Origin of the sequence: Brevundimonas sp., assembly GCF_035999125.1 — a bacterium.
In the GTDB taxonomy this organism is placed as follows: Bacteria; Pseudomonadota; Alphaproteobacteria; order Caulobacterales; family Caulobacteraceae; genus Brevundimonas.
On the sequence record NZ_DASYGX010000007.1, the window covers coordinates 478,595 to 490,763 of the forward strand.

The window sequence follows — 12,169 nt, forward strand, 5'->3', positions numbered from 1 at the left end:
CCTTGCGCTCAAGGTTCGGAAAGCGCGCGCACGGTCGGCGTGCGGTCCAGAGCGTCGTCCGGGATCGGATCGCTGCGCAACGCCAAATGGGCGAACAGCGTCCGCGCTCCGGCCAGGTCGTCGGCCCCCACCGGCCGGGGGTGCGCGCTCCCCTCCCCCGTCAGCGGGATCAGGGTCAGGGTCACGCCTTGGATCACGTTGCCGCCGATCACCGCCACCCGGTCGTCGAACACCCGCACCACCACGTCGCAGTGCATGGCGGCATAGTCGCCGACGTCGGGGCGCCTGTCAGCGACCGTCTCATAACGCCAGCGCCCGCGGCTGTTGCACAGCAGATCGCCGGGCTGCAGCGGCCGCTCGCCCGGATCGTGGGCTTCGTATGCCGCCTTGGGCTCCTGCCCATCCGCCGCGCGGATCGCCTGATCGACATAGACCCGATGCGAGACGTCGCGCCGGAACAGGTCCGGCGCGTCCAGCCCCGACTCGCACATCGTCCAGCTGACGAAAGCCGCCGACCATGGCTCGACCCAGTTCAGCTCGCCGTCGCCGTCGCGCCACTGACGGTTCTGCCGCGCCAGAACGTCGGGCCCGTCGGGCGTCGCCGACCAGTATCCGGCCACGACGGCATAGGTCGCCGGATCGCTCTCCCACCGCCCGATGCGGCTCAGCGGCCGGGCCTGACGCGGCGCGGGCAAAGGCGGATTGGCGTCGTCGGCCACCACTCCCTCGGGCAGCCGCCGGGTCTGCACTTGCGTGGCGTCCACGGTCTGGAAGCCGAACACGCCCCACTCCCCCGCCGCCACGTCGACGATCCGCTGGCGGACGCCCGCCAGGCCGCCGGGCCGGCACCGGTTCTCCACGATCCGCATGGACCCCGGCCGTCCCTCCACCCGGCTTTCAGCCGGAATGACGTCCAGCGCCTCGCGCGGCAGGCGGTTGACCTGCGCCTGCGCCGGCGTCGCCGCCAGCGCGAGCGTCAGGATCAGAGCGGCGCGCACTGCCGCTCCAGCCAGTCCCGGACCTCGCCGTCCAGCAGCGGCCCGACCTTGGCCATGGTCTCGGCGTGATAGGCGTCGACGTAGGCCCGCTCGTCGGCCGTCAGCAGGTCCACGTCGATCAGCCGCCGGTCCAGCGGCGCGAAGGTCAGCTGCTCGAACCCGTGCATCGCCCGCTCCCCGCCTTCGATCGCCGTCGGCTCGGTCACGACCTGCAGCGTCTCGATGCGGATGCCCCAGTGCCCCTCGCGATAGTAGCCGGGCTCGTTCGACAGGATCATGCCGGTCAGCAACGGCTGCGTGTTGACCATCTTGGCGATCCGCTGCGGCCCCTCGTGCACGCCCAGATAGCTGCCGACGCCGTGCCCCGTGCCGTGGTCGTAGTCGAAGCCCTGCATCCACATCGGCAGGCGGGCCAGCGCGTCCAGCTGGTGCCCCGTCGTCCCGGCGGGGAAGCGCACCACCGCCATCGCGATATGCCCCTTCAGCACCAGCGTGAACATACGCCGCTGATCCGCCGACGGCTCGCCGACCGCCACCGTCCGCGTCACGTCCGTGGTGCCGTCCAGATACTGGCCGCCGCCGTCGACCAGCAGCAGCGATCCCTTCTCCATCCGCCGCAAGGTGCGGGTCACGGGCTTGTAGTGCGGCAGGGCGCCGTTCGGCCCCGCCCCGGCGATCGTGTCGAACGACAGGTCCTTCAGCGCGCCGGTCTCCTCGCGGAACCGCTCCAGCGCCTCGGCCACCTCGCGCTCGTCCGGCAGGGTCTCCTGCGCGACCGTGTTCACCCAGTGGAGGAATCGCGCCAACGCCGCGCCGTCGCGAATGTGCGCCTGACGACTGCCCTCGATCTCGACCGGGTTCTTGGCCGCGCGCGGCAGGGTGCACGGGTCCATGCCGCCCACGACCTCTGCACCACCCGCCTCCAGCCGGTCGAACCACCACGCCGACGACTGCGCGGGATCGATCAGCACGCGCCGGCCCTTCAGCTCGCCCAGCGCCGCCTCGATCGTCGCCGGGTTCTCAGACGTCACGTCCTCGCCCAGCCAGCCCGGCAACTCGTTCGTCATCTTGCGCGGGTCGAGAAACAGCTTGGCCGTCCCGTTGGCGTGGACGATCGCCTGCCCCAGCGGCAGCGGCGTCCGGATCACGTCCCCGCCCCGGATGTTGAACAACCAGGCGATGGACGCCGGCGCCGTCAGCACGGCGCAGTCCGCCCCCTTCGCCTCGATGGCCGCGCCGATCCGCTTGCGCTTCGAGGCCGCGCTTTCGCCGGCATACTGATCCGGGTGCGAGACCACCGACGCCGTCGGCTGCGACGGCCGGGCGTCGCCCCAGGCGAGGTCCAGCGGATTGACGTCGACGGGCTTCAGTTCGGCGCCCGCTTTCGCCGCCGCCCGCCTCAGCGTCGCCAGCGCGTCCGGGCTGTGCAGCCGGGGGTCATAGCCGATCACGGATCCTTTCGGAGCCTTCTCGAGGTAGGCGGGCACCCCGCCCTCGACCAAGTCCAGGATCTCGAACTGCGCCGCATCCACCTGCGCACGCACCTGCACGGTGTAGCGCCCGTCGGCGAACACCGCCGCCCGGTCCTTCATCACCACCGCCGCCCCGGCCGAGCCGCTGAACCCCGTCAGCCAGGCCAGCCGCTCGTTGGCCTCCGGCAGATACTCGTTCTGATGCTCGTCCTCGTGCGGGACCAGAAAGCCGTCCAACCCCTGCTCCGCCATGCGGGCGCGGACCAGCGGAAGGTGCTTCGCCCCGAAGGACGGATGAGTGGTTTCGTCGAAGGACTGGCGCATGAGGCGGGCTTAACACCCGCTGAGGGATCAGCGAAAGGAGCGCGGACCTCCAGGTCCGCGAAACCCCTCTCCACCGCAAGACGCGGACGTGGACGTCCGCGCTCCTTCGTCCGCGCTCACCCCTGCGGCGTCGTCGGCGTCACCACGGCGGTCCCGCCGGTCGAGGGGGCGGGCGCCGGCGTCTGCACCACCACCGGTACCTCCCGCTCGATCACCACCGGCTCGGCTGTGCGGGCCTGGGCGGCGCGGGCCTCGGCCTCGGCGCGCGCGGCGTCGGCGCGGGCGACCTCGACGCTGGCTTGGGCCCCGGCGATCTGGCCGGCGGCGGCGGCTTCCAGCGCGCGGGCCTCGGCCTCGGCGGCGGCCACCTCGGCGGCCAGTATCTGGTCGTCGGTCTGCGGCGCCTGTCGGTTGAACAGGATGAACATGACGGCGATGACGACCAGCCCGCCCAGGATGCCGGCGATCCACCAGCCGGTGTTGGACTCGCGCACGACCACCGTCTCGGTCGTCTCGGTATAGACGGGCGCCGGATCGACCACGACGGTCGGGCGGTTCGGGTCGTTCGGATCGGTGTAGGTCATCGGAGTCCTTCCAGGTTCGCCCTGAAACGGCTCCGCTGCCCTCCCCGTTCCTTAACCTTTCAGACGCAGCGCCAGCGCGCTCCACGCATCGTGATGGATCGTCCGCTCGACCACGAAGCCCAGCGGTCGATACGCCTCCAGCACCCGCTCCTCCTGCGTCCGCAGCAGGCCCGACAGGATGGCAACCCCGCCCGGCTTCAGCGCGCCGGCGATCTCCGGCGCCAGCTCCACCAGCGGCGCGGCCAGGATGTTGGCGAACACCAGATCATACGGCACGTGTTGAGCGATGCGGGGATCGCTCAGTCCGTCGGCGAAGTAGAAGTCGCACTTGGCCCCGTTGATCTCGGCGTTCTCGTTGGCGATCCGCGCCGACGGCTCGTCGATGTCGGTGCCGACCGCGACCGCCGACCCGGTCTTCGCCGCCGCGATGGCCAGCACCCCGGTGCCGCACCCGACGTCCAGAACCTTGTCGAACGTCTCGGTCTTCAGCAGTTCGTCGAACGCCTCCAGACATCCGACCGTGGTGCCGTGATGCCCGGTGCCGAAGGCGGCCCCGGCGTCGATCTTCAGCGTCACACGGCCTTCGGGCACCTTGCCCTGATCGTGCGCGCCATAGACGAAGAACCGCCCGGCCTCGACCGGCGGCAGGCCCGACAGCGACATGGCCAGCCAGTCGGCGTCGGCCAGCTTCTCGACCGCCACCTCCAGACCGTCGTGGGCGCGCAGCGCCGCCGCGATGCCCTCGGCCTCTTCCGTCGTGGTCGGAAAGGCGTCGATGCGCCAGGCGCCGCGATCCTCGTCCTCCTCCAGGATGGAATAGGTCGCCGCTTCCAGCAGCGGATCGGCGTCCAGCGCCGCCGCGGCGGCCTCGGCGACCTCGCGGGGCCCGCGGGCGACGATCTGAACGGCGGACTCGGACATTTCTCAAACCTCGTTATCATGCCGAATCGAGCGGGCGCGGGGCACAGGGTCTTGCGTCGACCGAACACGCAACCGAGGGGTCGGGGAGTTCATGGCCAAAGCACCGTCCAAGTCCAGCGCAGCGTCGAAGCCGGCGTCCGCCGCTTCCAAGCCCAAACCGGCCGCGAAGTCGAGCGCCCCGGCCAAGAAGCCGGCCGCGCCCAAGGCCGCAGCCACGCCGAAGGCGGTCGCCGCCAAGGCTCCGGCCAAGCCGAAATCGACCCCCGTCGCGAAGTCGGCCCCCAAGGCCGCGGCCAAGCCTGCGGCCGCCAAAAAGCCCGTCGCTGCGAAGAAGCCCGCCGCAAAACCTGCGGTCGCCAAGGCTCCGGCCAAGACCCCCGCCGTGAAGGCCGCCGCCAAGCCCAAGCCGGCGGTGAAGGCCGCTCCGGCCAAGACAGCGGCGCCCAAGCCCGCCGCCGCCAAGCCAGCCGCAAAGCCCGCTGCGGCTCCGAAACCCGCCGCGGCGCCCACGCCCAAGCCGGTCGAAACGCCTGCCCCGGCTCTGGCCGCCGCCCCGGCGAAGAAGCCCGAGCCCAAGGGCTTCTTCGCCAAGATCGCCGACATGATCTTCGGCACGCGCTGACCGGCCTCAAGCAGCGAGCGACCGCGTCGCGAGCGATAGACCAAGCGAACAGAGGAGGCCGGAGCGTCGCCGCTCCGGCCTTTTCACGTCGGGCGCCGACCCCGCGCCACCAGATAGACCTCCGAGGAATCCTTCCGGCTGGCTTTGGGCTTGATCGGCCGCACGTCGTCGAACTCGGCCCTCAGCCGCGCCAGCACGCCCCCGGCGTCCCCGCCCTGGAAATTCTTCGTCACGAATGCGCCGCCCGGCTTCAGGGTGCGGATGGCGAAGTCCGCCGCGATCTCGATCAGGGCGATGATCTTCAGGTGGTCCGTCTGCCGGTGTCCCACGGTGTTGTGCGCCATGTCCGACAGCACCAGGTCCGGCGGGCCGCCCAGGGCCTCGATCAGCTGTTGATCCACCCCCGCATGGGTGAAGTCCGCCTGGATCAGCTCCGCCCCCGGGATCTCCTCGATCATCAGCAGGTCGACGCCGACCACCGCTTTCGCCCCTCGCTGCAAGGCCACCTGCACCCAGCCGCCGGGCGCCGCGCCCAGATCGATGACGCGCGAGCCCGGCCGGATCAGGTTCAGCCGGTCGTCGATCTCCATCAGCTTGAAGGCCGCCCGGCTGCGCCACCCCTCGGCGCGCGCCCGCTCCGACCAGGGATCCGACAGCTGCCGCTTGATCCATTGCTGGCTGGACATCGACTTGGTGTCGGCGGTCTTGATCTTGCCGCCCATGCCGCGCCCGGCGGCGGTCCCGCCCGTGGGCGGTCGCACCATGCGGCGGCGTCCTGACGCGTCTTGGGGCGGCTTCTCGTCCTCGCTCATCCCCCCCCATAGCCTCGCGGGCCGCCAGCGGCTATCACCCGCGCAAATCGAAAAGGAGCGCCCTCATGGCCGACACCCTGACCCTCACCCTCGACGTCGGCGACGGCGAAGCCCGCGACGTGGTGATCACGCTGCGTCACGACCTGGCCCCCGGACACGTCGCCCGTATCACGGAACTGGCCCAGGAAGGCTTCTACGACGGCGTCGTCTTCCACCGCGTCATCCCGGGCTTCATGGCCCAGGGCGGCGATCCGACCGGCACCGGCACGGGCGGATCGAAGAAGCCGAACCTGAAGCAGGAGTTCTCGGCCGAACCGCACGTCCGCGGCGCCTGCTCAATGGCCCGCACCTCGGACCCGAACAGCGCCAACAGCCAGTTCTTCATCGTCTTCGACGAAGCCACCTTCCTGGACCGCCAGTATACGGTATGGGGCAACGTCACCTCCGGCATGGAGCACGTCGACGCCCTGCCCAAGGGCGAGCCGCCGCGCAGCCCGGGCAAGATCGTCAAGGCGACCGTGAGCTGATCCCAGCATGACGCGCGTCCTCACCCTGATCCTCGCGGCGATGACGTCGGGCATCCTGGCGGGGCTGGTCGGATCCATGACCCTGAACGCCGTGCTGCGCACCCAGGGCGTGGAGGGCGACGCCACCAGCGGCTTCCTGGTGTTCGGCACCATCCTGTCGCTCTACGGCTTGGCTGCCGCGCTGGTGCTGGGATTGCCCGCGCACGCGGTGCTCAGCCGCATGGGCCGGACCCGGCGCGGCGCCTATGTGCTGGTCGGCGTCGTGGCCGGGCTGCTGGTCGGCCTGCTGTTCTCCGGCCTCCGTCCGGACGGCTGGATGGTGCTGCTGACCGGCCTGTGCGCCGGGGCGGCCGGCGGGTTCGGCTTCTGGATGGTGGCCCGCCCTGACCGTCGCCCCCGCGCCTAGCGCGACAGGCCGGCGTCCAGCGCGCGGAAGCTCTGGATCGCCAGCGTCGTCGAAGACTGGAACACCTCGGGCCTCACCCGCTCCACGTCGTCGGTGGGCTGGTGATAGTCGGGGTGGAACTCCACGCCCAGATACAGGAACGGCACGTTGGCGCGGAAGAAGGCGCCGTGGTCCGACGCCTCGACCCAGTTGTTCGCGCCCGTGTCCTGCGGCGTGTCCTTGCCGAACGCCAGCGAGATCCCGCCCACCGGCGCCATTCCTTCCAGCAGCGGCCGGAAGCTCGGGTGCTGATAGGTGCCAGTGACCCACAGCTTGCCGTCGGTCTCGGCACGCGCCGTCATGTCGAAATTCAGGTTCAGCGCGATCGATTCCAGCGGCACCGGCGGCGCCTCGACGAAGTGCTTGGCGCCCAGCAGGCCGCTCTCTTCCGCGTCGAAGGCGACGAAGATCACGCTGTGCTCCGGGGCCTGCCGCTTCAGCTCGGCGGCCAGCGCCAGCATCGTCGCCACGCCCGAGGCATTGTCGTCGGCCCCGTTGTGGATCACCCCGTCCGGCGCGCCGACGTGGTCGTAATGCGCCGTCACGACGATGTAGCGGTCGGCGCGCCGCGTGCCGGGGATCACGCCCAGCACGTTGACCCCGTTCACCGCCGCCCCGCGCCGGCTGGTCGCCTGGAACGGCTGCAGCCGCCCCATGGCCGGGGCCGCGATCCCCATCTCCTCGAACCGCGAGACGATGTAGGCCCGCGCCTTCTCCCCGCCCGGGGTCGAGGGACCGCGCCCCTGCATGTCGTCGGCGGCCAGGATCGACAGATCGGACCACAGCTGGGCGTCCACCGTCGGCGTGGCGGGCGCGGGCGGCGCCTCGGCGGCGGTCATGCAGCCGCTCAGGATGAGCGCGGCGATCAGGGCGGCGGACGAGACGTGCAGGCGCATGCGGGCTCCTTCGAAAACTCATCGCAGGCTAGCCCGACCGAACGTCCTCGTCAGCTTAAGTTCGCGTCATGCCCACGACCGCATGCCTTGTGATCGGTGCAGGTTCGTCACCAAGGACACCAAGGAAACACGAAGGACACCAAGGGACCTGTCCGCGCAGCCGCGCGCAGCGCCTTGATCCCAAGCGTATCGACGAGCGCCTGCGGCGCCTCGCGCTCGGTGGCTTCGTGTCCTTCGTGGATTTTCTTCTTGGTGTCCTTGGTGAAGAACCAACAGACCCCGCCGTCCGCTCAGCCGCGAAGGAGCGGACCCCGGTTGCGGGCCGCTTCGCCCTGAGGCACTGCTCCCCACATGAGCCAGATCGCCGTCGACGCCCTGACCCCCGACCTGGCCCGCGAGGAGCTGGCCCGGCTGACGGCTGAACTGGCTCACCATGATCGGCTTTATCATCAGCAGGATGCGCCCGAAATTTCCGACGCAGATTACGACGCGCTGAAGCGTCGGGCCCTGGCGATCGAGGACCGCTTCCCCGAACTGACCCAGGACGACAGCCCTTCCCAGGTGGTCGGCGCCGCCGTTTCGAGCCAGTTCGCCGAGGTGCGCCACGGCGTGCCCATGCTGTCGCTCGACAACGCCTTCGACGCCCAGGAGGTCCGGGACTTCGAAGCCCGCGTCCGCCGTTTCCTGAAGCTGCCGGCCGACGAACTTGTCGCCTTCGCCGCCGAGCCCAAGATCGACGGCCTGTCCGCCAGCCTGCGCTATGAGGACGGCGTCCTGACCGTCGGCGCCACGCGCGGCGACGGCCGGACGGGCGAGGACGTCACCGCCAACCTGCGCACCCTGAAGGACGTGCCGCAGACGCTGCGGGGCTCCGGCTGGCCCGCGGTGATCGAAATCCGGGGAGAGGTCTACGCCCCCAACGACGGCTTCGACGCCTTCAACCGCGCCGCCGAGGCCGAGGGCCGGCGCACCTACGCCAACCCCCGCAACTTCGCCGCCGGCTCGCTGCGCCAGAAGGATCCGGCGATCACCGCGTCCCGGCCGCTGAAGTTCTTCGCCTATGCCTGGGGCGAGACGTCCGCGCCTTTCGCCGACACCCAAAGCGAGGCGCTGAAACGGCTGGCAAGCTGGGGTTTTCAGGTCAACCCGCGCTCGACCCGCGTCGAGGGCGCCGAGGCCCTGCTCGGCCTCTACGACCGGCTCCAGGCCGACCGCGCCACGCTCGGCTATGACATCGACGGCATCGTCTACAAGGTCGACCGGCTGGACTGGCAGCAGCGTCTGGGTTTCGTCTCCCGCACCCCGCGCTGGGCCATCGCGCACAAGTTTCCGGCCCAGCAGGCCCAGACGGTGCTGGAGGGCATCGACATCCAGGTCGGCCGCACCGGCTCCCTGACGCCCGTCGCCCGCCTGCATCCCGTCACCGTCGGCGGCGTCGTCGTCCGCAACGCCACCCTGCACAATGAGGACGAGATCGCCCGCAAGGACGTGCGCATCGGCGACGTCGTGATCCTGCAACGCGCGGGCGACGTCATCCCCCAGATCGTGGGCGTGGTCATCGACCGCCGTCCGGCGGATGCCGCGCCTTATGTCTTCCCCACCCTTTGCCCCGTCTGCGGGTCAGAGGCCGAGCGGCCCGAGGGCGAGGTGCGCCGTCGCTGCACCGGCGGCCTGATCTGCGACGCCCAGCTGGTCGAACGCCTCAAGCACTTCGTCGGCCGTCGCGCCTTCGACGTTGAAGGTCTTGGCGAAAAGCAGCTGATCGCCTTCCACGAGCGCGGCTGGCTGAAGGAGCCCGCCGACATCTTCCGCCTGGCCCGCGACGGCGAAAAGCTGGACGCCCTGCGCGCTGAGGACGGCTATGGCGAGACCAGCGTCGCCAATCTGATCGCCGGCATCGACGCCCGCCGCACCATCGCGCTCGACCGCCTGATCTTCGCCCTCGGCATCCGCGAGATCGGCGAGCAGACGTCCCTGCTTCTGGCCCGTCATTTCGGATCGTGGGCGGCCTTCCATGCCGCCGCGCTGGAGGCCGCTTCGGGCGTTCCGTCGGCCGCCTGGACCCGACTGGCCGAGGGCCACGGCGTCTCGCCTCGGACCCTTTCGGTCATGGCGGCCGCCGACCTGCCCGCGGCCGATCCCTGGCCGGAGGCCCCCGTCGACCAGAAGCTGGCCCTGGCCTTCCCCGGCGTGGCCGCCCCCGCGCGCCGCGCCTTGGCTGAGATCGCGCCCGACTGGCCCTCGATCGTCGAACTGGCCCGCGTCGCTTGCGAGGACGGACCCTCCGCGACCCTGGGAGAGATCGCGGCCATCTCCGGCGTCGGCCCCGTCGCCGCGCGCGCCATAGCCGCCTTCTTCCACGAGCCGCACAACCGCGCCGTCGTCGATGCCCTGATCGACCAGCTGGACCGCGTCGAGGACGCCGAACGCCCCAAGACCGACACCGTCGTCGCCGGCAAGACCGTCGTCTTCACCGGCGCGCTGGAGCGCTTCACGCGCGACGAGGCCAAGGCCCGCGCCGAATCCCTGGGCGCCAAGGTGTCCGGATCCGTGTCGAAAAAGACCGACTTCCTGGTCGCCGGACCCGGCGCCGGTTCCAAGCTGGCCGACGCGCAGAAACACGGCGTGACGATCCTCACAGAGGACGAATGGCTGGCCCTGATCGGCGCGTCTTGAAGCCGCCCAAGCCCGCCCCTACTCTGGCGCCATGATCTTCATCCGCTCCGTCATGCTTCTGGCGGGCGTCCTCGCGGTTATGCTGCTGGGCGTCGGCACGGCCGTGGGCGCCGCGCCGCACCATGCTGCGCCACCCTGTCATGGGTCGCCCGCGACCCCGAACGACGGCGGATCGCACCAGCCTGACCTCGACGACATGAAAGCCATGGCCTGCTGCGTCGCCTGCGTCGCCGCCGACCTGCCCGCGGCTCCGCCCGCGCCTGACGCCGCCCTCGCGCGAAGCTCAGACGACGCCGCCCTGCCCGGCCCGCTGACCGGTCTGACCCCCTCACCGGAGCCGCATCCTCCCAGAGACGTCGCGATCTGATCGCCGGGCGCACGCGCCCGATCCCGACATCTCTGAACAGGAGGCCGACTTGGCCCTTCGACACCTCGCGCCCTTGACCGGCGCCTACCTGCTCACGCACGCGCTTCCCACGGCGGCGCAGGACCACGCCCACCAGCCAGCGCCGCCGCCGGCCAATCCCCACGCGACGCATCAGCCCGCGGCCGATCCCCAGGCCGGACACGCCGACCACCGGACGGCGGCCGACCCGGATCCACACGCCGACCACGCCGCGCACGGGGCCATGACCAGCCCGCTCGGCGCATGGTCGATGAGCCGGGACGCCTCCGGCACCAGCTGGCAGCCAGATCTGGGCCGTCACGGCGGCGTCCACTGGGCGCGCGGCGACTGGACCTTCATGGGCCACGCCCTGCTGAACCTGGTCTACGACCGGCAGAACGGGCCGCGCGGCGACGACGAGACCTTCGTCGCCGGCATGGTGATGGGCTCCGCCCGCCGCGACTTCGCCGACGGCGCCACGCTGAACCTGCGCGCCATGTTCAGCCCCGATCCCTTCATGGGCAAGGACGGCTATCCGTTGCTGCTGGCCGCCGGCGAGACGGCGGACGGGGTCACCACCCTGATCGACCGCCAGCACCCTCACGAACTGGTCATGGAACTTTCGGCCAGCTACGCGCGCCGCTTCTCCGACGGTTCCAGCGTCTTCGGCTACGTCGGCCTGCCGGGCGAGCCCGCTTTCGGCCCGCCGGCCTTCATGCACCGCATGAGCGCCATGGACAGCCCCGAGGCGCCCATCACCCACCATTGGCTCGACTCCACCCACATCGTCTTCGGCGTAGCCACCTTGGGTTGGGTGCGCGACGGCGTGAAGCTGGAGGCCTCGTCCTTCCGAGGCCGGGAACCCGACCAGGACCGGTACGACATCGAAAGTCCGGAGTTCGACAGCTGGGCGGTGCGTGCCAGCTGGAACCCGGCGCCCGAATGGTCTCTGCAGGTCTCCCATGCGGACGTCACGGCGCCCGAACAGCTGGAGCCGGACGAGGACGAGACCAAGTGGTCGGCCAGCGCGCTGCACGCCCGCCCCGTGGGCGTCGGCGGCTGGTGGGCCTCGACCTTGGCCTGGGGCCGCAAGACCAACGACCACGACGAATCGAAGGACGCCTGGCTGGTCGAAACGGCCTTCAGCCCCGACGACCGCTGGACCGTCTTCGCGCGTCTGGAGCGCACCGAAACCGACGAGCTCCTGCCTGCCGTCGGCGGCGGTCATGGCGAACTCTTCACCGTCTCCAAGGCGTCGGTAGGCATGATCCGTGACTGGCGCCTGTCGGACGACCTCCGCTTCGGCGTCGGCGCGCTCTACGCGGTCAACCGCGTGCCCGAAGGGCTGGAGTCGGCCTATGGCGGCGACCCCGACGGCGGCATGGTTTTCGTCCGCCTGAAAATCGACTGATGAGGATCGCATCCCCGCCCTTCCTGCGGGGATGCGACTTCAAGACGGCGCGTGCCCTTGCCCCCTCGCCGCCGCCCCGCCTATACGCGCTGACGG

Annotated in this window: 12 protein-coding genes; 6 read left to right on the forward strand and 6 right to left on the reverse strand. The window is 70.8% G+C overall.

Translation table 11 applies throughout. From position 1 onward, the window contains the following. Positions 1 to 8: 8 nt before the first annotated feature. The 4 genes from VGN45_RS08095 to VGN45_RS08110 form a co-directional block, all read right to left on the reverse strand. A complete protein-coding gene (locus VGN45_RS08095) occupies positions 9 to 998 on the reverse strand; it encodes a DUF2272 domain-containing protein (RefSeq protein ID WP_327461160.1) in 990 nt (329 codons plus the stop codon). After that, positions 983 to 2,794: an aminopeptidase P family protein gene (locus VGN45_RS08100; protein ID WP_327461162.1), complete on the reverse strand. Its 1,812-nt coding sequence runs from the start codon at positions 2,792 to 2,794 to the stop codon at positions 983 to 985. Before VGN45_RS08100 ends, VGN45_RS08095 begins: the two co-directional genes overlap by 16 nt. A 116-nt stretch (positions 2,795 to 2,910) precedes the next feature. Next, positions 2,911 to 3,378 (reverse strand): hypothetical protein, encoded by a 468-nt coding sequence (locus VGN45_RS08105; protein WP_327461164.1) that lies wholly within the window; start codon positions 3,376 to 3,378, stop codon positions 2,911 to 2,913. Positions 3,379 to 3,429: 51 nt separating this feature from the next. Continuing rightward, positions 3,430 to 4,299, reverse strand: coding sequence for a 50S ribosomal protein L11 methyltransferase (locus VGN45_RS08110; RefSeq protein WP_327461166.1), 870 nt, complete (start codon positions 4,297 to 4,299; stop codon positions 3,430 to 3,432). Positions 4,300 to 4,390: 91 nt separating this feature from the next. Between VGN45_RS08110 and VGN45_RS08115 the strand changes: the two genes are divergently transcribed. After that, on the forward strand, positions 4,391 to 4,921 hold the full coding sequence (locus tag VGN45_RS08115) for a hypothetical protein (RefSeq protein WP_327461168.1): 531 nt from the start codon (positions 4,391 to 4,393) through the stop codon (positions 4,919 to 4,921). Positions 4,922 to 5,004: 83 nt separating this feature from the next. Here the strand turns inward: VGN45_RS08115 and VGN45_RS08120 are convergent, their stop codons facing one another. Beyond that, positions 5,005 to 5,733, reverse strand: a complete 729-nt coding sequence (locus tag VGN45_RS08120; protein ID WP_327461170.1) for an RlmE family RNA methyltransferase — start codon at positions 5,731 to 5,733, stop codon at positions 5,005 to 5,007. A 65-nt stretch (positions 5,734 to 5,798) separates the two neighbouring features. Here VGN45_RS08120 and VGN45_RS08125 point away from each other — a divergent pair, with 65 nt between their 5' ends. Together VGN45_RS08125 and VGN45_RS08130 are read left to right on the forward strand one after the other, a co-directional pair. Continuing rightward, a complete protein-coding gene (locus VGN45_RS08125) occupies positions 5,799 to 6,260 on the forward strand; it encodes a peptidylprolyl isomerase (protein WP_327461172.1) in 462 nt (153 codons plus the stop codon). Between the two features lie 7 nt (positions 6,261 to 6,267). Further along, entirely contained in the window at positions 6,268 to 6,666 is a 399-nt protein-coding gene (locus tag VGN45_RS08130; protein WP_327461174.1) for a hypothetical protein, read from the forward strand. Here the strand turns inward: VGN45_RS08130 and VGN45_RS08135 are convergent. Beyond that, complete coding sequence (locus tag VGN45_RS08135) at positions 6,663 to 7,601, reverse strand: M20/M25/M40 family metallo-hydrolase (RefSeq protein WP_327461176.1); 939 nt, start codon at positions 7,599 to 7,601, stop codon at positions 6,663 to 6,665. The two genes, VGN45_RS08130 and VGN45_RS08135, sit on opposite strands and share 4 nt — an antisense overlap. A 351-nt stretch (positions 7,602 to 7,952) precedes the next feature. Here VGN45_RS08135 and ligA point away from each other — a divergent pair, with 351 nt between their 5' ends. Genes ligA through VGN45_RS08150 form a run of 3 tightly spaced genes read left to right on the forward strand, consistent with a single transcriptional unit; the run spans position 7,953 to position 12,073 of the window. Next, entirely contained in the window at positions 7,953 to 10,277 is a 2,325-nt protein-coding gene (ligA, locus tag VGN45_RS08140; protein WP_327461178.1) for an NAD-dependent DNA ligase LigA, read from the forward strand. A 31-nt stretch (positions 10,278 to 10,308) separates the two neighbouring features. Beyond that, positions 10,309 to 10,644 (forward strand): hypothetical protein, encoded by a 336-nt coding sequence (locus tag VGN45_RS08145; protein WP_327461180.1) that lies wholly within the window; start codon positions 10,309 to 10,311, stop codon positions 10,642 to 10,644. Positions 10,645 to 10,693: 49 nt separating this feature from the next. Then, on the forward strand, positions 10,694 to 12,073 hold the full coding sequence (locus VGN45_RS08150; RefSeq protein WP_327461182.1) for a hypothetical protein: 1,380 nt from the start codon (positions 10,694 to 10,696) through the stop codon (positions 12,071 to 12,073). Positions 12,074 to 12,169: the final 96 nt, after the last annotated feature.